General features: G+C 63.0%; 24 protein-coding genes and 1 pseudogene. 4 read left to right on the top strand and 21 right to left on the bottom strand.

The window, feature by feature from the left end; all coding sequences use genetic code 11:
- Positions 1-489 precede the first annotated feature (489 nt).
- Positions 490-996 carry a peptidoglycan-associated lipoprotein Pal gene (gene pal / locus C7411_RS35730; protein WP_110388846.1) on the top strand — a complete coding sequence of 169 codons (507 nt, stop codon included), beginning with the start codon at positions 490-492 and terminating at the stop codon, positions 994-996.
- Positions 997-1,062: 66 nt separating this feature from the next.
- Here the strand turns inward: pal and C7411_RS35725 are convergent, their stop codons facing one another.
- The 5 genes and pseudogenes from C7411_RS35725 to C7411_RS38530 form a co-directional block, all read right to left on the bottom strand.
- A complete protein-coding gene (locus C7411_RS35725) occupies positions 1,063-1,482 on the bottom strand; it encodes a MarR family winged helix-turn-helix transcriptional regulator (protein ID WP_110388845.1) in 420 nt (139 codons plus the stop codon).
- A 204-nt stretch (positions 1,483-1,686) separates the two neighbouring features.
- A complete protein-coding gene (locus C7411_RS35720; protein WP_110388844.1) occupies positions 1,687-2,328 on the bottom strand; it encodes a DUF1109 domain-containing protein in 642 nt (213 codons plus the stop codon).
- The gene (locus C7411_RS35715) at positions 2,325-2,870 is read right to left on the bottom strand and encodes a sigma-70 family RNA polymerase sigma factor (protein ID WP_110388843.1); all 546 of its coding nucleotides are present in this window, start codon (positions 2,868-2,870) and stop codon (positions 2,325-2,327) included. The genes C7411_RS35720 and C7411_RS35715 overlap by 4 nt, the downstream gene beginning before the upstream one ends.
- Before the next feature lie 15 nt (positions 2,871-2,885).
- Entirely contained in the window at positions 2,886-3,074 is a 189-nt protein-coding gene (locus C7411_RS37240; protein WP_133253757.1) for a hypothetical protein, read from the bottom strand.
- An 86-nt stretch (positions 3,075-3,160) separates the two neighbouring features.
- Positions 3,161-3,274: pseudogene (locus C7411_RS38530) on the bottom strand (thioredoxin domain-containing protein); the annotation flags it as partial.
- 172 nt (positions 3,275-3,446) lie between these two features.
- Here C7411_RS38530 and C7411_RS35705 point away from each other — a divergent pair.
- The gene (locus tag C7411_RS35705; protein WP_110388842.1) at positions 3,447-4,034 is read left to right on the top strand and encodes a TetR/AcrR family transcriptional regulator; all 588 of its coding nucleotides are present in this window, start codon (positions 3,447-3,449) and stop codon (positions 4,032-4,034) included.
- Positions 4,035-4,161: 127 nt separating this feature from the next.
- A complete protein-coding gene (locus C7411_RS35700) occupies positions 4,162-4,944 on the top strand; it encodes a YkgJ family cysteine cluster protein (protein WP_110388841.1) in 783 nt (260 codons plus the stop codon).
- A 151-nt stretch (positions 4,945-5,095) separates the two neighbouring features.
- On the opposite strand, the gene C7411_RS35695 is transcribed toward C7411_RS35700, so the two are convergent.
- The 5 genes from C7411_RS35695 to C7411_RS35675 are packed head-to-tail and all read right to left on the bottom strand — an operon-like array spanning position 5,096 to position 8,293.
- On the bottom strand, positions 5,096-5,737 hold the full coding sequence (locus C7411_RS35695) for a DUF1109 domain-containing protein (RefSeq protein WP_110388840.1): 642 nt from the start codon (positions 5,735-5,737) through the stop codon (positions 5,096-5,098).
- Positions 5,734-6,234, bottom strand: a complete 501-nt coding sequence (locus C7411_RS35690; RefSeq protein WP_110388839.1) for a DoxX family protein — start codon at positions 6,232-6,234, stop codon at positions 5,734-5,736. Before C7411_RS35690 ends, C7411_RS35695 begins: the two co-directional genes overlap by 4 nt.
- Positions 6,231-7,016, bottom strand: coding sequence for an HvfC/BufC N-terminal domain-containing protein (locus C7411_RS35685; RefSeq protein ID WP_110388848.1), 786 nt, complete (start codon positions 7,014-7,016; stop codon positions 6,231-6,233). The genes C7411_RS35690 and C7411_RS35685 overlap by 4 nt, the downstream gene beginning before the upstream one ends.
- Positions 7,006-7,953 carry an MNIO family bufferin maturase gene (bufB, locus tag C7411_RS35680; protein WP_110388838.1) on the bottom strand — a complete coding sequence of 316 codons (948 nt, stop codon included), beginning with the start codon at positions 7,951-7,953 and terminating at the stop codon, positions 7,006-7,008. Before bufB ends, C7411_RS35685 begins: the two co-directional genes overlap by 11 nt.
- A gap of 28 nt (positions 7,954-7,981) precedes the next feature.
- The gene (locus tag C7411_RS35675) at positions 7,982-8,293 is read right to left on the bottom strand and encodes a BufA1 family periplasmic bufferin-type metallophore (protein ID WP_110388837.1); all 312 of its coding nucleotides are present in this window, start codon (positions 8,291-8,293) and stop codon (positions 7,982-7,984) included.
- Positions 8,294-8,761: 468 nt separating this feature from the next.
- Between C7411_RS35675 and C7411_RS35670 the strand changes: the two genes are divergently transcribed.
- Positions 8,762-9,793, top strand: a complete 1,032-nt coding sequence (locus C7411_RS35670) for an XdhC family protein (protein WP_110388836.1) — start codon at positions 8,762-8,764, stop codon at positions 9,791-9,793.
- A 19-nt stretch (positions 9,794-9,812) separates the two neighbouring features.
- On the opposite strand, the gene C7411_RS35665 is transcribed toward C7411_RS35670, so the two are convergent.
- The 11 genes from C7411_RS35665 to C7411_RS35615 all read right to left on the bottom strand — a co-directional run bounded on the left by C7411_RS35665 (position 9,813) and on the right by C7411_RS35615 (position 21,389).
- A complete protein-coding gene (locus C7411_RS35665; RefSeq protein WP_110388835.1) occupies positions 9,813-10,736 on the bottom strand; it encodes a LysR family transcriptional regulator in 924 nt (307 codons plus the stop codon).
- A gap of 126 nt (positions 10,737-10,862) precedes the next feature.
- The gene (locus C7411_RS35660) at positions 10,863-12,428 is read right to left on the bottom strand and encodes a UbiD family decarboxylase (RefSeq protein WP_110388834.1); all 1,566 of its coding nucleotides are present in this window, start codon (positions 12,426-12,428) and stop codon (positions 10,863-10,865) included.
- A gap of 66 nt (positions 12,429-12,494) precedes the next feature.
- Positions 12,495-13,220, bottom strand: a complete 726-nt coding sequence (locus C7411_RS35655; protein ID WP_110388833.1) for an enoyl-CoA hydratase/isomerase family protein — start codon at positions 13,218-13,220, stop codon at positions 12,495-12,497.
- A gap of 37 nt (positions 13,221-13,257) precedes the next feature.
- On the bottom strand, positions 13,258-15,594 hold the full coding sequence (locus C7411_RS35650) for a xanthine dehydrogenase family protein molybdopterin-binding subunit (protein ID WP_110388832.1): 2,337 nt from the start codon (positions 15,592-15,594) through the stop codon (positions 13,258-13,260).
- Positions 15,591-16,100, bottom strand: coding sequence for a (2Fe-2S)-binding protein (locus tag C7411_RS35645; protein WP_110388831.1), 510 nt, complete (start codon positions 16,098-16,100; stop codon positions 15,591-15,593). The genes C7411_RS35650 and C7411_RS35645 overlap by 4 nt, the downstream gene beginning before the upstream one ends.
- Positions 16,101-16,142: 42 nt before the next feature.
- A complete protein-coding gene (locus C7411_RS35640; protein ID WP_110388830.1) occupies positions 16,143-16,616 on the bottom strand; it encodes an SRPBCC family protein in 474 nt (157 codons plus the stop codon).
- A gap of 32 nt (positions 16,617-16,648) precedes the next feature.
- Positions 16,649-17,467, bottom strand: coding sequence for an FAD binding domain-containing protein (locus tag C7411_RS35635; RefSeq protein ID WP_110388829.1), 819 nt, complete (start codon positions 17,465-17,467; stop codon positions 16,649-16,651).
- A 48-nt stretch (positions 17,468-17,515) separates the two neighbouring features.
- On the bottom strand, positions 17,516-18,283 hold the full coding sequence (locus tag C7411_RS35630; protein WP_110388828.1) for an alpha/beta fold hydrolase: 768 nt from the start codon (positions 18,281-18,283) through the stop codon (positions 17,516-17,518).
- Positions 18,280-19,629: a fumarylacetoacetase gene (gene fahA, locus C7411_RS35625; RefSeq protein WP_110388827.1), complete on the bottom strand. Its 1,350-nt coding sequence runs from the start codon at positions 19,627-19,629 to the stop codon at positions 18,280-18,282. The genes C7411_RS35630 and fahA overlap by 4 nt, the downstream gene beginning before the upstream one ends.
- Positions 19,626-20,159 carry a VOC family protein gene (locus tag C7411_RS35620; RefSeq protein ID WP_110388826.1) on the bottom strand — a complete coding sequence of 178 codons (534 nt, stop codon included), beginning with the start codon at positions 20,157-20,159 and terminating at the stop codon, positions 19,626-19,628. The genes fahA and C7411_RS35620 overlap by 4 nt, the downstream gene beginning before the upstream one ends.
- A 42-nt stretch (positions 20,160-20,201) precedes the next feature.
- Positions 20,202-21,389: an FAD-dependent monooxygenase gene (locus tag C7411_RS35615; protein ID WP_110388825.1), complete on the bottom strand. Its 1,188-nt coding sequence runs from the start codon at positions 21,387-21,389 to the stop codon at positions 20,202-20,204.
- Positions 21,390-21,560: the final 171 nt, after the last annotated feature.

Raw genomic sequence — 21,560 nt, 5'->3', positions numbered from 1 at the left:
ACACCGGCATGATCATGAAGAGACCGAGCATGCGCAGCGCGAAGATCGCCGCGAGCGAGACGGTCGCGCGCAACTCGGGCGCGCTCATGCGTGAGCGGGATGTGGGCGAGGTGGACGTTGCGCGCATATGAACGATCAAAAAAAAACCCAGCGGACGCTGGGTGAAATGAGTTGCCGCTCCTGCCACGGACGGCAACCGGACGTTTCCGTCCGACAAGCTGAGGACACAACAATGTCATGGGATCACGCACACTGCTCACTGAAAGCATACTGCAATGATAGGTCACGGCATGACATTTCGCCAAATTTAGCCGGGAAAACTTAAGCGAAACTTAAACCGTTGAACCTGAAGGCTGCCTGGGTGAATACAAGGCGTCGCGGCGTTGCCGGGGGCGAAATACGGTGGCGGTCCAGGAAATTTATGTCTAGACTGGACCGCGAAATCCGAGTATTGATGCTTCGCGCTTCAACCTGGTTCCGGAGCCCGTCATGAGCCTGAATCGATCGTTTATCGCCATCCTGCTGCTTGCGCTGCTGGCGGGTTGTCACTCGGCAACGAAGGCGCCTGAATCGTCCGGCATGGCGAACATGAACGCAGCCACCTCGCAGCCGGTCACCGGATCGACCTCGACAATGGACGAGCTCAATAATCCGAACAGTCCGCTGGCGAAGCGCAGCGTGTACTTCGATTTCGACAGCTACACGGTCAAGGGCGACTATCTACAGTTGCTGCACGCGCACGCCGACTATTTGCGAAGCCATCCGGCGCAGCATGTGCTGATTCAGGGCAACACGGATGAACGGGGCACGGATGAGTACAACCTTGCGCTCGGCCAGCGCCGCTCGGAGGCTGTATTGCACGAACTCGAGACGCTCGGTGTGCCTGACTCCCAGCTCGAAGCGGTGAGCCTTGGCAAGGAGAAGCCGGTCGCCCAGGGGCACGATGAGGCGTCGTGGGCCCAGAACCGGCGCGCCGACCTGGTCTATCGCCACTAGCCGGCTGGCCAGTGTGGTCTTGCGCCTTCACCGGCGAGGATCGAGCGGGACCGGCCATGGCGGGCGCTATTCTCTCTCCTCCCTGAATGCCCAGCCAAAAGACTGCACCTCCGACTTGTGCAACGCGGCGAGCCTCAGCAGGCAGCGTTCGCCTTCCTGTGTGAGGTGTACCTGCACCTCACGGCGGTCGTGGGCGCTGGGCACGCGGACTACAAGTCCGGCCGCCTCGCAACGCGTGACGAGCGCCACGGTGCCATGCGACGACGCCTGCAGCCGTTCCGCGATCTCGCCTACGGTAGCCCAGTCGCGGTCGGGGAAGGCGCGTGTATGCAGCATCAGCATGTACTGAAGCGGCGTCACGCCCTCCGCGTGCGTGATTTCCTCCGACACCCGCAAAAATCGCCTGAGACGATACCGGAACTCCGAAAGCTCCTCGAGGTCGGCCCTCGTCACCTTTTCGGTCACTTTCCGGGGTTTCGGTGTCATAGGCCTGCCCGCATTCTTCGAGGTCCAGACGGGAAAAGATCACTATATGACATAAAATACAGGCGCATTCGAGTCGCTGTGCAAAACGTCATTGTAAGGGAGTTGCGGTAACGGCCGGTTTGCGTCGTGAACTCCCAGTCCGTTGCCGGACAGTGCCGCTACGAGATGCTGCAGGATACGAGATTCCGTCACCGCATTATGCAGCTACCAGCGCAAAAGTTTTGGCCCGGCCATCGCACCTATTGCTGAGACAAGACCCATTCCCGCTATGTACCAGATGCTCCAGAAGGCAGGGCTCATCTCCGGGCAGTGAAAGCAATACACCATCGTGGCGATGGAGCTAGCCAGTAAAGCGGCGGCAGCGCCGGCCAATCGCAGGTTGGTCGGTCCGAGTCCCTTTACAGCAAGGAATACCGTCACGAATCCCGGGATCGAGAGCAGCAAGATGTTGAACGGACACGACCGCCAGGAAATTCCCAGGATTAGCGACGAGCGGTCCTCTGGAGCGGCGGCGCCTACCAGCAATGCTCCCGCAACCCAGACCAGTACGACGGGTGCGCCGACGACCCACCATGCTCTACCCGCTTTAACGCCGGGCCGCGAGAGACGGCTGGTAGCGGCGAGTGCGCCGATCGAGATGCAGGCAGGTAGAGCGAACTTCGCCCAGAAGAGCCCGGTCTGCGCCGCAAACGACAAGTCGGGACGCAGACCATATACGCCCTTCATCAGCAGTAATGACCCGAGCGCTGCGACGAGTAGCGCCAGGGCGAACCGGCGCGCCGCTATGCCTGGGTCGACGGGATCTGCCCGCGTTGCGAGAAGGGTGACAAGTTCTTCGGTGTTCAAACGGTGCCTCTCACTCTGGCTGCAAGCGTTTTCAAGCCTCTGTGGACGCTGACCTTCACGGCGGATTCCGAAAGTCCAGTCAAGCGTGCTGCCTCCGCGACAGACAGTCCTTGTAGCTTGACATGCAAAATCGACATTTTTTGCCTGGTTGGCAGGTCCGCGAGCAACTTGCCGATATCTCGCCGCGCGTCGGCAGGCTCATCGTCGGCAGCCGCGAAAATATCCGCGTGGTCGTCGATCGAATCGGTCAGGGCATCCTTTCGTGCGCGTGCCCGGAAGAAGTCCATCAGCTTGTAACGCGCAATTGCGTGTACCCACGCCGTCAGCGGCTCACCAAGCCTGTATGTATGACGCGCATTATGCACGGCCAGGAGAATCTCCTGGACCAAATCCTCGACATCGTCATGAAAGTGAGGAAGTCGCTTGCGCAAATAAGCGCGAAGATGACGTGTCAACTCAGCGAGAAAGTCTCGATAGGCATCTGCGTCGCCTTCGAGGCTGGCCTTGAAGGCGGCTTTCAGACGATGTTCCGCGTTGTACAAAAGTCTTCTCCAGCGCTACAACGCTGAGTGATCGCGAACGGCTTGCGCGAACTGGGGTTTGAGAGCGGAGAAACGGCGCGCCAGCGCGCCCGGGTCTTCGCGGTTTCCTGCCTTTACGTTGCTCACCAGGATATCAATTCCGCCGGGCAGGCCGATGCCACTTGAGCCGCCGGTAATCAGGACTCGCTGCTGGGTGATTTTCATGACAGTGGTTCTGTGACAGTGAGTGCGAAGCCCGTTGGGATTTCCGCTGTCCATCAGACCTGCTGGGTTCGTCGCCCAGGCTATGACCGATGCCCCTTCTTGGTATCGACAGGCCGCAGTTCGTATGCGAGCCCGGTTTCTTCGAGGAAAAGCGCGATTTTTGCCGGATTAGGTGTTGGGTGAAAGTAGAAGTGGATCATGGCCTTTCAATACAATTACGCGGGCTGTCAGGATAAGTACGGTTGGTTTGCACATCGAGATTCGGCTTGCCAGTCGGAGAAACTGATTTTAGAGCAACTGCTTTAGAATAGCCGAACGATGTCGTACATGCAATTTCGGCCGATGGGCCATCAGAGGTGAGAAGAGGACAAAATGGCTCGACCGCGCGAGTTTGACGAACATGCCGTGCTTGACGCAGCGGTTCACCGCTTCTGGGTTCACGGATACGAAGCGACATCGGTGCGGGAGCTCGCGCAGAGCATGGGTATCACGGGAGCGAGTCTCTACAACGCATTCGGGGACAAGCGATCACTCTTTCGAAAGGCGCTGGCGCATTATGTTGCACAGAGCTTCGGCGATCGGGTATCCCGCTTCGAACATCTGCCACCGAAGGATGCGATCACTTCGTTCTTCCAGGAGATTGTCGAGCGCTCGATCTCCGATAAGGATCGGAAGGGGTGCCTGCTCGTCAATTCCGCTCTCGAGGTTGCGCCACACGACCCGGAGTTTCAAGAGACAATTGCCGGCGTGCTCGTGCAAGTCGAGGCGTTTTTTCGACGCTGTGTTCTGGCCGGGCAGCGCAGCGGCGAGATATCGGATCAGCAATCGGCGGACGATATTGCCCGGACGCTTTTGAGCATGTTGCTTGGAATTCGGGTCCTCGCGCGCGCCAGACCAGAGCGCGAGTTGCTCGACGGCTTGTTGCGACCCGTGTACGCATTGCTGAACAAGCCACGCTAAGCGATTTTTTGAACCGGGTGTAACCAGAACTCTGTTCGCAGCGAACTTGCTGTCGACGCAGCGGGCGTTTAGCCGCTGACAAGCGTATAAAGCCTTTAAGCAAAATTGCTCAATCAGGGTTCCCAGGATGGATTCCAAGTCGATTCACTTCTCATGCACACTTTGCGGAAAATGCTGTCATGATCTGCGGCTTCCACTAAGCCTGAGTGAGGCGGAAAGCTGGTTGATGGACGATGGTGAGCTTGAGATATTCGTAGAAGCAATCCCGTGGCCAGGCGAACCTCCAGGCGACAATTTGCAGGCCGCACACAAAAGGGGCCGATCGTTCCCCGCTATGTGCGGAGATCTTCCTATACGCATCATCGCGACTTTCGTGGCCTCGTTCAACGGGCCATGCCCGAATCTCCTCGACGATATGCGATGCGGTGCATACGAGAAACGGCCCAGAGTCTGCCGCATTTACCCGGCTGAGGTAAACCCGTCGCTCGAGTTGGTTCCTTCGACGAAATCTTGTCCACCAGACGCGTGGACCGCTGAAAAGCCGCTCTACCTGGCCAGTGGACGATTGATGGACGCGGCCACCGTTGAGCTGATAAAGCAGGCGCGCCTGGCAGACATTGTGGACGCTCCCAGAAAGGACGACATATGCAACGCGTTGGGACTGAGGCACTGTGCTCTCGCGAATGAAGGATTCTCGGTTTTCAAGGTCGATAGGGACGCGGCGTTGAACGCAATGGAGGAATCCCGGGCTCGCGTGGCCGGCGAAACTTCGGCGAGCCAGTGGACTTTCGTTTCCAACCAGCGAAGGAGTGTTGAGACGCTCAATTCAATCGATGCCCGGTGTATCTTTGCAAGCACCGACCCGGAAGCAACTTATAGCTATCTTGGTTTCCTTGAGGCTGCGCCTTGATACTCTGCAGCGCAGGTGCCTGACACGGAGATGTTCCATCGTCGGAATGGTTACCTGAACGTGACTAGCAAGCTCGAGACGGCACTGGCGATGATGACTCAACGCCGGCCGCATCGTCGTACTGCTGCACCGATCAACGTCGCTATGCGTGTTACCAGCGTAGACAGCGCGGCGCGATGACCGCGCCAACGGCGGTCGTGACGATGATTGCAAGCACGTACCAGACCCCCCAAAACGGTATTGCCATCTCCGAACAATACAGCGAGTAGACGAGCAAACCCTGTGCTCCGGCCAAAAGGCCTGAGCCCGCGCCGGCCAGTGCGAGATGTGTCGGCGCGAGTTGCTTCATCGCGAGCATCATTGCCGCAAGCGAAGGAAGCGACAGCAACACGATGCTTGCCGTCGTCGTGCGCCACGTCGTACCAAGCATCAATTGAAGACGATAGCCGGGTGGCGTTGCCAGCAGGATGCTGCCTGCGGAGAACAGCATCGTTGCGATAGGCAGTGCCACAGCGAACGAGGCGAGTTTGATCGGTGCGCCGGGACGGCCGAGTCGTTCCGCGAGCTTCATGGCGGTAGCGACGACGGCGAGCGGGAATGCGAGCCGCACCCAGAACATTGTCGTGAGAATCAGCTCGGGCATGTCGCTACGCACGCCGTATAGCGCGACAAGCAGGGCTGCGCTACCGGCCAGGCCACGGATCAGCGCGCGGTTGAGCAGCCTCGGCACTGCGTCATGCTCGACGGGCGAGGCCTCGCTCGCAAGCTGACTGACCAGATCTCGCGTCTTCATGACCGGTGCGCGCGGTCCCCAAGCAGGTAGTCGATCGATATTGCGCCAGGACCCCATGCGGCAATACCGAGCGCCATGGCCGCCCACGTGATGTGGATAGGCCAACCGTCCGGCACGGTCAGCTCGATGATACAGGTCATCAGCAGCAAGCCCGCGGCGGCGAAGCGCGTGCCGAGTCCGAGCACGAGCAGCACCGGGAACGACACTTCGCCACAGGCGGACAGGAACGCAAACACGGCCGGTGCGGGAAACGGATACGGGCCGCCCGGCAGATGGAGCTTGAACTCGTCCGTGAAGAGATAGATGGCCGTGTCGTTGAGCTGCAGGAATCCGTGCCATTTGAGGATGCCGGATTTCCAGAACGGCACGGCCAGTGCGAAGCGCAACACGAGCTGCACAAGCGTCGGCTGCGCGAGCCGTTCGATGAAGCGCCGTGCACGCCCGATTGTGTGCGCGAGGTTTGCCGGGAAGGGCAGCCTGGAGTCTTGCGGAGTCATTTGATCACTCCCAGTTGAACTGCGGTGAATACGCCGGACGCAATCATCGCGACGAGGTTGGCCGACAGGTCGAAGGCGTCGGTCTCCTCGAAGGCTGCCTGTGCGGCGGCGCCGAGTGGCACGCCTTCAATCAGCGCGGCAAGAAACGCGGCACCGCCTGCTGGCAGCCGCGAGACGATCACATCGCCGTCCGGCCGCGTAACAAGCGCGTCTTCAGCATCGCTCGAACGCAACGCAGTGATGGGGGCGTCCGCCCGGTTCATGGCGAAGATTGCGACGGCTGGATAACGCGAGCGCACGATGCGTGCGGCGGGATGTGCGACGAAGCGAACGTGCGCGAGAGAACCTGAGTCGATACTCGCGAACGCGTCGGCCTCGAGCGGCGCGACATCCGCAGCGTGATACGCATCAAGCCATGCACGCTCGATGCGTGCTGTATCGGCGAGCCAGGGCATATCGCGCGCGTACTCGTATCTTTCAATGAACGATGGAAAATCGCGGCCGTACTCGAAGAGCAATGGCGAAGCCGGCGGCGTGGCGCGCACGTGAAACCGCGCCATCGCGCGGAAAAACTCGATACCCGTGATGCGCTGCACGGCCGGATAGATTGCGGCTAGCGCGTCGATGAGGCTAACCGTGACGTTGTTGCGATAGACGTTGTAGCGTCTGACGACGCCTTTTCCGTATGTCGCCACGACACCTTCTGGCGCGGCCAGGTCGGGATTCATCAGTCCCGGCGCAAAACGGGAAGCGTAGTCGCTCCCGTGTTGTTCATGCACCATGGCAGGCTCGCGCAGGAGGAGGTACATCGGATCCCGGTTCGAATTGGGACGCGCACCCGGCCATAATCTGCCGGGCAGCGTGCGCTTGAGCGCGCAGTTCCGGCCATGAAGGCAACTGGCTATCCCATTCGATCAACGTCGGCAGCGGTCCGGTACGCGCGATTACGTCGCGGTAGAGCGCCCAAACTGGGGCGGCGACTTCGCGGTCGTGGCTGTCGATGAGCAAAGGTGCGAGCTCGTCGTCCTGCTGGTCGCTATGACCGGCCAGGTGAATCTCGCCAACGTGTTCGAGCGGGAAGTCCGCCAGGTAAGTGCTCGCCGAATAGCCGTGGTTTGTCGCCGAAACGAAGACGTTGTTGACGTCAAGCAGCAGCCCGCAGCCCGTGCGCTGGGCGACAGCGCGGATGAATTGCGTCTCGCTCATCGTAGACGAGGCAAAGGCCACGTACGTCGACGGATTCTCGAGCAGCATCGTGCGTCCAATGGCTTCCTGCACCTGATCGATGTGCTGGCAGACTTTATCGAGCGTCGCCTTTGTGTATGGCAGCGGCAGCAGGTCGTTGAAGAATGTGCCGCCGTGCGACGACCACGCGAGATGCTCGGAGACGAGCGCGGGTTCGTAGCGCATGACCAGCTCGCGAAAACGCGCGAGATGGAGGGTGTCCAGTTCACCCGGGCCGCCGATCGACATGCACACACCGTGCAGCGAAACCGGATAGCGCTCGCGAATCGCTTTCAGGGCGCGGTGAGGCGCGCCGCCCGCGCCCATATAGTTCTCGGCGTGCACTTCAAAGAAGCTGTCTTGCAGCCCGTCGTCGAGGATCGCCGTGAGGTGTTCGTGCTTGAAGCTGGTGCCAGCGAGCCAGGCCGTACCGGGCGTTGCGTGGCCGGGACGGCCGGACAAATGGGCCGCTGCTGATCGAGTGGAAGCGTTCATGGCCGTCCCGCTTTTTCTCTCGTCGTGGTCAGGACTTGATCGGCGTAAGCGAGCCGTGACCGCCGCCCGGCACCTGGATGCTCGTGCACGTGCCGCCCTGGACGAATTTCCACGAGTTGCCCTGGAAATCCATCGCCGACGTACCCTGGCAGGTCGTGCCGGGACCCGCGGCGCAGTCGTTTTGTCCCTTCAGTGCGACGCCGTAGCACTTTTCCTTATGCGCGGCGATGGCGGCGCTTTCTTCCGCCTTCGTGAGCGGCGCGGCGTGAGCGACCGAAGCGAGCAGGCTTGCAACGGCGCCGGCGAGAAGGGCGGAACTGACAGTAGTCTTTGCGGACATGAGTGTTCTCCAGTAGTTGGGATGGAAGTATCCGTCGCGGATACACACGCTAATTCGCGGGATGCCGGGCGCCGGTTACATCGATTGGGAATTTTTCTGCTTGAGCTTGCGTTGAGCGCGCAGTGATGAAAAGAAAATTGCCGGCACGAGTTGCCGCGTAAGTTCGTTCCGAAAAAGAAGCTGAGAGCTGTAACCGGATGGCGCAACCGAGCGAAATAACAAGGAGTGCAGCGACTGCTCGCGTCATGGCATGGCCGGACAGGCCGCCCATTCGCCCATTCGCCCATTGATCGGCGGTCTTGATGAATCGATAAAGAATCGCTGATTCCCCGCTCAGGGGTGCTTGTTTACACTACTCGCGCAGGCCGGCCGTGTCGTGCCGGTATCTGTATCGCGTTCGGATTGCTATTGCTTCTTTGCATCGCGCTCCGGCGCGGGCTGATGAGGCGTGGCAAGCAGGAGGCGATGATGGACAGCGTCAATCTGGAAGTGCTCGGCGCATGCACGCGCTGGCTCGGCGCAGGGCACCGCGTGTTGCTCGTGACAGTAGTGAAAACGTGGGGCTCGTCGCCCCGGCCGGAAGGCTCGATGCTCGTCGTGCGCGACGACGGCGTGGTGAGCGGCTCCGTGTCGGGCGGCTGCATCGAAGACGATCTGATCGAAGGCGTGCGTCAGCATGGCGTGATTCAGGGGCGGCCGCAGTCGGTCCGTTACGGCATCAGCGCCGATGAGGCACATCGCTTCGGACTGCCATGCGGCGGCACCATTGAACTCGTGCTGGAGCCTCTGGCCGGCACCGAAGACGCCGGGGGCATCGCTGCGCTGTGCCAGCGCGTGGAGGCGGGCGAACTGGTGGCCCGCACGCTAGATATGGCGAGCGGCTCAGCCACACTGACAGCGGCACGTGCAACTGAAGGCGTGCTGTTCGACGGTAAGCGCTTCATCACAATTCACGGCCCGCGTTACCGCATGCTTGTGATCGGCGCGGGGCAGCTCTCGCGCTATCTATGTCCGATTGCGACCGGTCTCGACTATCACGTGACGGTTTGCGATCCGCGCGAGGAATACACGGACGTCTGGGATGTGCCTGGCACTGCGCTCGTGCGCACCATGCCGGATGACACCGTGCTCGACATGCGCCTCGACGAGCGTTGCGCCGTCATCGCGCTCACGCACGACCCCAAACTTGACGACCTCGCGCTGATGGAGGCGCTCAAAACGCCCGCGTTTTACGTGGGCGCGCTGGGTTCGCGGCGCAACAACGCGGCGCGGCGCGAGCGGCTCAGGGAATTCGATCTGGGCGACGCCGAGCTCGCGCGTCTTCACGGACCGGTGGGTATCTACATTGGCAGCCGCACACCGCCGGAAATTGCCATTTCGATCCTCGCAGAAGTCACAGCCGCGAAGAACGGCGTCTCGCTGCCGACCCTTCTGCAGGTGGAAGGCGCGAAGGCCGCGCGCGAAATCGCCGCTTCGGCCGGGTCGCTTTGCTTCGCGTGATTCATGAGGCACGGGCGCCTCAGTCTTCTTCGATATCGATGAGACCCGTCGGATCTTCCTTCGCGGCCGCGGTGAACAACGTGGTGAACTGGTCGAGCGTGGCCATCGTGTCGCGCCCGGTGCGCGTGATGCGATAGAACGAGAGCGGCACTTCGGGGCGCAGCGCGTCGATACGTACGCGATAGCGGTAGCAGATGTGCTCGCAGAACTGCGGCATGACCGCCGTGCCGAGGCCTTCCTGCGCCATCGCGATGGCCGTTTGCAGGTGACCGACGACGATGCGGCGGCTCACGGTCACATCTTCCTTCGACAGCGTTGCCTCGATGAGCCGCTGCAGCGGATTGTCCTTTGGCAGCGTGATGAGCGGCTGGTTTTCGAGCGCCGTCCAGCGAATGCCCGAGCCCCGGCGCGGCGCGCCTTCGTCGGTACTGGACACGGCTACGAGGCGCGTGGGAAAGAGCGGCACGCGGTCGATGCCGGAAATCTGCGAGAAGAAAACGCCGAACGCGGCGTCGAGATGACCTTCCTCGACCATCTGGAGCAGCTCGGTCGGGTTCCGGTCCACGAGTTCGATATGCGAAGCCGGGTAGACTTCGGCAAAGCGCGTGAGCACGGGCGGCATGAGGCTCGCGGCGATCATCGGCGTGCAGCCGATCAGCAGCGACGACTGCTTTTGGCGGCCGAGTTCGTTGAGTTCGATCACCGACTTTTCGAGCGACTCGACGATAGCCATGGCCGTGGGGTAGAACACTCGCCCGGCGTCGGTGAGGGAAACCGTGCGTGTGGTGCGTTCCAGCAGCCGGCAATTCAATTGCGTTTCGAGTTCGCGGATGATTGCGGAGAGCGCCGCCTGGCTCAGATGCATGCTCTGCGCGGTCTTCGTGAAGCTCGATGCGTTCGCGACGCCGAGGAAAACCTTGAGTTGTTTTAGGGACAGATTCATCGACGACGGCTCTACGTGGATGGTGCTGGAGTTCGGGCTCGGGGCAAGCTCGATTCTATCCCGTCTGCCACGGCGACTGCCGCACGTCCGGAAGGGCGTGCGCGGCAGTCGCGCGCAAAGGAGGCCTCACGCGAATGCGTAACGGCCTTCTTCGTCACGTGCCAGCGTGCGGCGTTGCGCGACGTCTTCGAGCCAGCGCACCACATCGCGGCCGTCGCGCGTGCCGGTCGCGGCCATCAGCTCCGAGAAGCGCTTCGGCCCGTGTTCCAGGGCCGCTTCGAGCGAGTCGAAACGCGCGCCGCGATAGACGGGCGGCGTCGGCACGCGATGCTCGAGATCGCGCTCGGCGCCGGGCGACAGCAGGGGCAGCGTGAGATCGAAACCGGCCTTCGCCGTTTTCGCCGCGCCAAGCAGCGACGGGTCCAGCGGCATCGCGCGCAGGCTGTCCTGAAGCACGAGGTCGCGGTCCGCCTGAAAGCGCGTGGCGAGCGCCCAGTCCATCTGCTCGTCGGAGAAGACGTCGATGTCGGGATCGACGACGAAAACGTGCTTGACGTTCGCGAGCGAGGCGAATACGGCCGCAATGGCGTTGCGCGCCTCGCCCGGCACGCGCTGCTGCATGGCGATACGCACATTGAACATGCCGCCCGTCGCCGGGTTCGCATAGACGGCCTTCACCTCGCGCACAGCCGTTTCCAGCGCGCGCCACACCGTCACTTCGGTGCGCAGCGCGGCGAGCTGCGCGGTGTCGGTGCACGCCATCGAGCGGCCGCCGATCGTGCAGGTCTGGAACACGGCGTCGCGCCGGTGGGTGATCGCCGTCAGATGGAATAGCGGATTGGTTTTCACGCCGCCGTAGTAGCCGAGAAACTCTCCGTATGGGCCTTCGGGTTCGGCGTGGCCGCGCTCGTCGAGATAGCCTTCGAGGATGAATTCGGCGTCGGCAGGGACGAGCAGGTCGTTCGTTATGCACTTGACTACGCCCATCGCTTCGCCGCGCAGCGACGCGACCAGCTCCAGCTCATCGGCGGGAATGCGCATGGTGGCGCCGACGTGGTCGACCGGATGCGTGCCGACAGCGAAGGCGATCGGCGTGCGCTCGCCTCGTTTGGCATGACCGATTGCAATGGCGCGCAGGTCCGAAGGCGCGACTAGATCGATGCCGGCCGTGCGACGGCCGCGCAGCATCAGGCGGCGAATGCCGACGTTAGTCCAGCCCGTGTCGGGATCGACGGCGAAGTCGATAGACGCGGAGATATACGGCGCACCGTCCAGATCGTGCTGGAGATGCACGGGCAGGGCGGTGAAGTCGCACGCGTCGCCGGTCAGCACGACTTGCTGCACGGGTGCTTCCTCACGGCTCACTTCCACGAGCTTACCCTTCACGCGCAACCGTTCGCGCACGGTATCGAGCAGGCTCTGCGGCGTCGTGCCGAACGCGAGAGCAAGCCGCGAGCGGCTCGCTGCGACGCTGCCCGCGAGCGAGATCGCGCCGCCGGACGGACGGGCAAACCATACGGCGCGCGGGTTGCCTTCCATGAGCGCGGCGACGTCAGCCAGTTCGACACTTTCTTCGTGGCGTTCAAGTTCGGTTTCGTCGAGCGATTCGAGGAAGCGGCGCAGGCGGAAGCGTTCGAGGTCGGGCGCGCTCGCGCCTTCAGCGGTGGAGGGAATGGCGGTCTTGGGTCTCAATCTGGGTTCCTCGCGCATTGGAACTGCGCAGTGTTTGTCATGCTGGAAACGACGCGAGAGGCGAAGTCAGAAGCGTGCGGACAGCGCCGTGGCCGCAAGATGCGCAGCGAAGCCGCTCGCGCCGCTCGCCGGCATTTCGGGCGCGAGATGCAGGAACTGCTTGACCGCGCGCAGCGTGACCGCGCTGCAGCCAAGCAGCGTATCCGCGAGCGCGTCCGCTTCGGCGTTGAGGCTTGCAGCGGGCACGACGCGGCTGACGAGCCCCGCATGCAACGCCTCGGTTGCCGAAAGCTTCTGGCGGCTCAGCACCATATGCGCGACGGTCTTCACGGGCACGCGGCCGATGAGCGCGGACATCACGAGCGTCGGTGGAATGTCGCGTTCCATTTCGTGGATCTGGAACACAGCGTCGTCCGATGCGAGCGCGATGTCACAGACGCCGGCGAGCGCGCAGCCTACCCCGAGTGCCTCTCCGCGCACGACCGACACCACCGGCACACGCACGGCCTTGAGCGCGTCGTAGAGCGCGAGCGGCGGCGCCGTGACGACGCGGCGCAGGGTTTCTGCCGACGGCTTCGCGTCCTTCGGCGGCATCGGCGACTGGCGGCCCTTGCAGAAGTCGGGGCCGCTCGAGAGGATGCGCACGAGCTTGACGTCATCATCGAGCGTGGTGACGGTGTCGATGATCGATTCGCTCATTGCGGCGTCGATCAGGTTGCCGTTCTCGGGACGATTGAGCTCGATGTCGACGAGCGGGCCGTTGCGTTCGACCGCAACATGAGGGCTGGGCATACTTGTCTCCTTCGTACAGGCGTGTGAGTGCAATCGGTCAAGCCGCGTCGCGGTGGATGTATTCCCACACCACCTTCGGCGTGGCAGGCATCGCAAGCTCGTCGGTGCCGAATGCCTTGAGGGCGTCGGCGAGTGCGTTGAAGATCGTCGCCGTGGCCGGCGTGATGCCGCTCTCGCCGCCGCCTTTCACGCGTAGCGGATTGCCGTGGGTGGGGTCTTCCGTGAGTTCGAGGTTGAGTGCGGGAATCACGCCGGCGCGCGGCATGCCGTAATCCATGTAAGAACCGGTCAGCACCTGCCCCGTCTCGCGGTCGAGATAACAGGTTTCCGAGAGCGCCTGGCCAATGCCCTGCGCGAGACCGCCGTGCACCTGGCCTTCGACGATCAGCGGATTGATCGGCTGGCCGACGTCGTCAACGGACGTGTAGTTGACGAGCGTGACCACGCCGGTGTCCGGATCGACTTCGAGTTCGCATATCGCAGCGCCAGTCGGGTGGGCGGGCACGCGTGTGTTGACCTCGGCCTCGGCGTACAGCTTGCGCTGCGTCGGGTCGCCAGGCAGGCCATCGCGCGCGATGTGCGCGGCGACGTCGAACAGTCCGATGCGACGCTCCGAGCCTGTGTCTGCGAACTCGCCGCCGGCGAACGTGACGCGCTGCGGCGACACGTCGAACAGCGAGGCCGCAACCTGCTTGCCGGTCGCGACGATCTGGGCGGCGGTATCGACGAGCAACATGCCTCCGAGACGCATCGACCGGTCCGAATGGCTGCCGCCGCCCACGCTGACGAACGCGGTGTCGCCTGTACGCAGTGTGATCGAGGCAATCGTCACACCGAGATGCTGGGCGATGACCTGCGCAAACGTCGTTTCATGGCCCTGGCCGGTGGACTGTGTGCCGGACACGATATCGACGCGGCCTTCAGGCAGCACCGTTAGCTCGATGCGCTCGCGCGGCGCGCCGACCGGCGACTCGATGTAGTTCGCCACGCCAATCCCGCGCAGCTTGCCGTTCGCACGCGCGGCGGCGCGGCGTTCCTCAAAGCTGTCCCACTCGGCGAGTTCGAGTGCGCGCGCCATGTTGCGAGCGAATGCTCCGCTGTCGTACGTCAGGCCCATCGGGCTGCGGTACGGCAGCTTCTCGTGCGCGACGATGTTGCGGCGGCGAATTTCCGCGCGGTCGAGACCGAGTTCGGCCGCCGCGAGGTCGAGCATCCGCTCCATCACGTGGTGCGCCTCCGGGCGCCCCGCACCGCGATACGGCGCGGTCGGCACGGTGTTCGTCAGCACCGCGCTGATGTGAACGGCGGCGACGGGCACGTCGTAGACGGTCGTCATGATGCGCGTGCCGTTCGACATCGGCACGTACGACACGGTATGGGCGCCGACGTTGCCGATCCATTCGTTGTCGATGGCCAGAATGCGGCCGTCCTTCGAGAAGCCGAACGTAGCACGGATGATCTGGTCGCGGCCCTGATAGTCGGACAGGAACGCTTCGCTGCGGTCGCTCGTCCATTTGACGGCGCGGCCGAGGCGGCGCGCGGCCCAGACGACGGCGAGCTGCTCGACATAGATGAACGAACGCGGGCCGAAACCGCCACCCGTGTCGGGACACACCACACGCACTTGCGAGGGCGGCACCTTGAGCGCAGCGGCGAGGCACAGCTTCTGGCGCACCGCGCCCTGGCTGCCCGAAATCAGCGTATAGACGCCGGTCGTATCGTCGTAAGTTCCGATCGCGCTGCGCGGCTCCATCTGGCAGTTCACGACGCGGCTGTGATGAAACTCGCGTGTGAGCACGAGCGGGGCCTCGGCGACGATGCTGCGCGCTGCGTTGCGCTCGCCGATCTGCGTCTGGAAGCAGAGGTTGTGCGCGGCGCCGTCCCACAGTTGCGGCGCGCCTTCCTGCATGGCGTCGGCGGCGTTGACTACGGCGTCGAGCACGTCGTAGTCGACTTCAATCATCTCACTCGCATTGCGCGCGGCGAGCGGCGTTTCCGCGATCACCATGGCAATGGGCTCGCCCACGTAGCGCACGCGGTCGATAGGCAGCGGAATATGCAGCTGATTGAAGATCTCGCCGGTGAGCGACGTGAGGAACGCCTTCCTGGTGGCGTCGACGGCATCGACAGGGTTGGGCACGTGATCGACGCCTTGATAACCGTCGTCGAGATAATCCTGCCCCACGAGCACTGCTATGACGCCGGGCGCCTCGCGCGCGGCCGCAACGTCGACCGAGAGCAGCGCGGCGTGTGCGTGCGGCGAGCGCAAAAAGGCCGCGTAGAGCTGGCCTTCGACTTGCAGGTCGTCGGTATATTGACCGTTGCCGGTCACGAAGCGCCGATCTTCGAGGCGCGGAAGCGGTTGGCCGATCATGGCTTGACCTCCTCCGTTGCGCGCTGGGCGAGCGCCGGATACATCTCATGGGCAGCGTGGCGCACCGCCTCGATGATATTCACGTAGCCCGTGCAACGGCAGATGTTGCCTTCGAGCGCGTGGCAGATGCTCGCGTCGTCGAGCTTTGGCGTGTCGCGAAGATGGAAGCCCACCGACATGATCATGCCAGGCGTACAAAATCCGCACTGCAAGCCGTGGCATTGCACGAAGGCGTTCTGCACCGGATGGAGCGGTGCGTCTTCGTTTTCACGCAGTCCCTCGATTGTCGTAACCGCGCCGCCGCTCGCCTGAGCGGCCAGCACCGTGCATGACTTCACCGATACGCCGTCGAGATGAACCGTGCATGCGCCGCACTGGCTTGTGTCGCAGCCGACGTGAGTTCCGGTGAGGCGCAGCGTTTCGCGCAAGAATTCGACGAGCAGGGTGTGGTCGGGCACGACGCGCTGCACGTCGACGCCGTTCACCCGCAATTGGACTTCAGCCATGATTCACCTATCGTTGCTGGTTCGATCGTCATCCACGCGCGCTTACTTCGAAGCGACAGCGTCGGCGTTCGCCGGGGTGCTCATCGCCGCGTTAAAGCGCGTGAAGAACTCCGCCGCGAGCTTGTTCGCGACCGAGGTGACAAGGCGCGAACCGATTTGAGCGAGTTTGCCGCCCACCTGCGCGTCCGCAACATACGTGAGAAGCGTGCCGCCTTCCTCGGCCTCGGTGAGCGTGACCTTCGCGTTCATCTTGCCGAAGCCGGCGATGCCGCCTTCGCCCTGGCCCAGGATCTTGTAGCCATTCGGGCCGTCGCGATCCGAAATCACGAGCGTGCCCTTGAAACGCGCCTTTACGGGGCCGACCTTGGCAACCACCACGGCTTTGTACGCTTCGTCGCTTTCGCCAATGAATTCCTCGCAGCCCGGTACGCATGCCTGCAGCACCGCTGGATCATTCAAGCCTTCCCATACCTGCTCACGCGTGGCGGCGATAGTCTGCGATCCGGTGAACTCCATTCGTGTGTCTCCTGAAAACGGTTGAAACTGGGTTAAGCAGTCTGGCGCAGCGGCTGCGCCAGCAGCGCGTGCACTGCGCGGCGCGTGTAGGTTTCGATCAAGTGGGCGCGGTAGGCGGATGAGCCGTTGTCGTCGTCGGGCAGCGCGTCGGCATCCATCTTCAGAGGGGCGAGTGCGGCTTCGGACAGATCGGCAGCGAGTGCGATTTCCGCATCGAACCAGCGGAAGACCGAGGCGCCCGCGCCCGTGACGGCCACACGAATCGCATCGGCGAATTGCGCGACGAACACGCCGACCACGGCATAACCCGAAGCGGGCTGGCGGAACTTGGCATAGGCCGCGCGCAGCGGGATCGGATAGTCGAAGCCGATAACGAGCTCGTCCGGTTCGAGCGCCGTTTCGAATGTGTCGACGAAATAGTCATCGGCGGCGATGCGCCGTTGCGAAGTGATGACTTGCGCGTTGAGTGCGAGCACCGCGCTCGGGTAGTCGGCGGCGGGATCGTTGTTCGCGACCGAGCCGCCCATGGTCCCGCGATTGCGCACCTGCGGATCGGCAATCACGTTCGCGAGTTGCGCGAGCGCGGGAATTGCCGCAGCGACCACTGGCGAAGCCGCGACCTCCGCGTGCCGGGTGAGCGCGCCGACGCGCAGCACGCCACCTTCGACGCTCACACCGCGCATTGCCTCGATGCGCGTGAGGTCGATCAGATGCGAAGGCGCGGCGAGCCGCTGCTTGAGCGTGGGGATGAGTGTCATGCCGCCCGAGAGCGGGCGGGCGTCCTCATGCTCGCGCAGCCATGCGAGCGCGTCTTCGAGCGATAGTGCCCGAAGGTAGGTGGTTTCGTACATGTCGTCTCCTGCTCCGTACGCGCCGGGCCTCGGCGCGCATGGCGTTCGTCAGGCTTCTTTCAGCCAGTTTTCCAGCGCGGTCGCGAGCGCGACCGGCACCTCGTACATCGGGTAATGCCCCGCGTTCGCGAGCGTTTGCAGCGTCGAATTCGGGTACCAGGCGAGCCAGGTGCGGCTCATGAGATCCGCCGTGATGGTCGGATCGTGTTCTCCGATGAAGAGCTTCACCGGTGTGGCGTTGCCTTCGATCTGCGCGGAAAAATCGTTGGCCGCCCAGTTCGGCAGATAACCTGCGAACGCGTCGGCGCGCGCGAGACGCTGCGATTCGTGCGCGATGTGCATGCTCCAACGCGGCGTCAGGCGATTGCCGGTCGAAAAGGCGATGATCGCGGCACGCCGCTCGACGTCGTCGACCGTGGCGCGAAACGCAGCGAGACGTGTCTCGTCCATGCGCGAGCCGCACGCGGGCACGGCGCACACGCCGGCCATGCGCTCGATACGCTTGGGCGCGGCGAGCAGCACGCGCTGGATCGCGACGCCACCCATCGAATGCCCGATGAGGCTGAAGGTGTCCCAGCCAAGGTGGTCGGCAAGCGCGAGCACGTCAGTCGCCGCTTCTTCAAACGTGAATGCCCCGTCCCGGTCGCGTGAGCGGCCATAGCCGCGATAGTCGAAGAAGACGTAGGTAAAAGTATCGGTGTCGAGCGCGGGCACGAGCGCTTGCCAGTCGTCCGCGCTGCCGAACCAGCCGTTCATCGCAAGGACTTTGCGCGGACCGTGACCGACCTGGACGTAACCGTTTAGCGATTGCGTCATGCTGCCTTCTCCGATTCGTGCGTTGCAAACGCGAGCGCCGGCGCGACGCGGCCACGACATTCGCCGAAGCCGATCGAGACGGCGCCCGCCTTGGTGGCACGAGCGGTCAGCACGATTTCGTCGCCGTCCTCGAGCGCGGTGCGCGTTTCGCCGTTGGGCAAGCGCAACGGATCGCGGCCTGCATTCGTCAGTTCCGTGATGCAGGCGCGTGCGGCATCATCCGCGCCGGAAATCGTGCCGCTGCCAAGCAAATCGCCCGTTCGCAGATTGCAGCCGTTGCTCGTGTGATGCGCGACCATCTGTGCGAATGTCCAGTACAGATTGTCCAGATGCGTATGCGTGATTCGCGTAGCGATTGCGCCGCTGTCGCGCAGTTTTTGCGTTGACAGATGCGCGTACAGCTCCAGATGGAGCCCGCCTTCCTGTTGATCACGCACACCATGCAGATGGGCCATGAGCGGCGGATCATTCTCCGCGCGCGCAACGGGCGCCTTGCGGAACGGCGCGAGCGCTTCCGAGGTTACGATCCACGGCGACAAGCTCGAATGAAAGCTCTTGCCGAGGAACGGCCCGAGGACCTGTTCGAACCACTGAATACTTTTCGCGGACCAGTCATTGAGCAGCGAGTAACCAAAGATATGTGCGCAAGCATCGTCGACAGCAATCGGTTGCGTGAGCGAGTTGCCTTCGCCGATCCAGGCCGCTAGTTCCAGCTCGAAATCGAGCGCGGGCGCCGGGCCGAACACGATCTCGCCGTTCGCATCGCGATACTGGCCGTGCGGTCGGCGAACCTCGCCGCCACTCACGCGCAGCGACGAAGCGCGGCCGTGATAGGCGATCGGCAACGACTTGAACGCGGGCGGCAGCGGATCGGCGAGACCCTTGTAACGGCCGTGGCGTTCCGTGTGATGCAGCGAGGTCAGGAAGTCGGTGTAGTCGCCGACCTCGCAGGGCAGGCGCAGCTCAAGCGTGTCGATGCGCGGCAGCAGATCGTCGGCATGTTGCTGCATGCGTGCGCGTTGCGGCGCGTCGCTCTTGAGCAGGTCGGAGAGCGCGGCGCGCAATGCGCTTGCATAGCGCGGCGGCATCGACATCAGACGATGGAGCCCGCCATCGGCCGCTTCGCACGCGAACGCCGCATCGCTGACCGGCGTGAGCAGGCCACTGTCGAGCAGCTCCCGTAAGTCCACGGCGTGTTCGCCAATCGCGACGCCTGTGCGTATGACGCCATCGCGCTCGAAAGTGCCGAACGGCAGGTTCTGGATCGGGAAGTCCGTCTCGGGCCGGTTCGCCGATTCGATCCAGCTGCGGCGTGCCGGGTCGTGTGTAGGGTTAAGCAGGTTCATGCGGCGGGCGCCTCCGGTACGGCTTTCACGCGTTCTTGAGTCCACGCTTCGAGTGCGGGACGTGCCTGCTTCCTGTACGTTTCGAGCGTTTCCGCCGGCGCGACGGGAACCGTCAGTTCGAGCCGGAAGCCGTTGGGGTCGAAGAAGTAGATCGAGCGCACGAAGTGATGGTCGGTCACGCCGAGCACTTCGATACCGTGATCGACGAGGCGCCGCTTCATCGTTTCCAGTTCATCGAGCGTGGCAAGGCGCAGCGCGATGTGATTGACCCACGGCGGGGTGTTCGGCGACGGCTCGGCGGCCGTGTCGTCGCCCAGGTCGAAGAACGCGATGTTCGAGCCGTCGGCCATTTCGAAGAACAGGTGTACATACGGGCAGTACTCGCCTGTGCTCGGCACGCGGTCGAGCCGGATCAGATGAACCAGCGGCAGGCCGAGAATGTCCTCGTAGAAGTGGCGCGTTTCCTCGGCATTGCGGCAACGCCATGCGAAGTGATGCAGGCCAAGCACCGGCGGCAGGGATTCGGACATACTATGTCTCCTTGATGCGCGGGAAGTGTTGGGGTGCGCGCTTTAGACTTCGACGGTGTCGACGTCGTATTCGAACAGCCAGTTGTAGCGTTCCTTCACGCGCTCCTCGCTCCACTCGCGATCCACGTACTCGGCGGCACCTTCGGCGTGCGCGAGCGCGGGATTGTGGAAGCGTTGCGTATTGGCAGCCGAGCCGCGCACGATGCGCGAGGTCCGTTCGAGGCGTAGCGATTCGTAGCGGTCCAGCGCGCGCGGCAGGTCGTCCTGGTAACGCCCGAGGCAGCGCGCGATCAGATAGCCGTCTTCGAGCGCCATGCCCGCGCCTTGTGCGAGGAAGGGCAGGGTGGGATGGCAGGCGTCGCCGAGCAGCGTCGCGTTGCCGGAACTCCAGCGCGTCATCGGCTCGCGGATCATGAGCGCCCATTTGTACGGCACGTCGATCGCGGAGATCATGGTGCGCACGTCCTCGTGCCAGCCCGCGAAGTCGGCGAGACATTCTTCGAGGGTGCCGCGCTCCGACCAGGACTCGACCTGCCAACCGTCGCGCTCGACCGCGCCCACGAAGTTGATCAGCTTGTTGCCGCGCAGCGGATAGTGGATGACGTGCGCGCCGGGTCCGACCCAATTGGTGCCGTACGGCGTTCGTAGATGCTCAGGCAGTTTCGCAGCGTCGATCACGCCACGCCAGGCCATCACGCCCGAATAGACGGGCTCGTCCGCGCCGAACAGCGCGCGGCGCACGCGGGAATGCACGCCATCCGCGCCAATCAGCAGGTCAGCCTCGAACGTCGCGCCCGAGACGGTCTGCACTTCGACCTTACTGTCCTTCTGCACGATCGACTCGACCTTATGATCGAGTTTGATGGCATCGGCGCGAAACGCGCGCACCGCATCGACGAGGGCTTCGTGGAGATCGGCGCGGTGTACGGTCAGATACGGGAACCCATATACTTCGCGCGAGGCTGCGCCGAGATCGAAGAGCGGCCAGGTCTGACCGCTGTTCCAGAGGCGCACCCGCTTGCCGGGCGGCTCGCATGCCAAGCCTTCGAGGCGTTCGCCAACGCCAATCTGATAGAGCACTCGCGTGGCGTTCGGGCTCAACTGCACGCCCGCGCCGATCTCCCCCAATGCTTTGGCCTGTTCAAGGATGGTGACGTCGAAGCCTTTTCGCAACAACGCGGCTCCCGCCGTCAGGCCGCCGATTCCGGCCCCTGCAATGACGATCTTCATTCGACCTCTTCGGTAATGACGCTTCTCTTATCGAGAAGATTTATCAATTTATCGATAAATCTTTTAAATGGGGTTCTGTTTTAGAACGGAACCACTTTAAATGAACGTCAACGGCTAAAGAAGCAAAAGAATTCGAACGTCTTATCAGTGAATTTTGTTAATGCGCGGATA

It is taken from the genome of Paraburkholderia silvatlantica, from assembly GCF_003096715.1.
Classification (GTDB): Bacteria; Pseudomonadota; Gammaproteobacteria; order Burkholderiales; family Burkholderiaceae; genus Paraburkholderia; species Paraburkholderia silvatlantica.
This window is presented reverse-complemented; position numbering and strand designations above follow the sequence as displayed.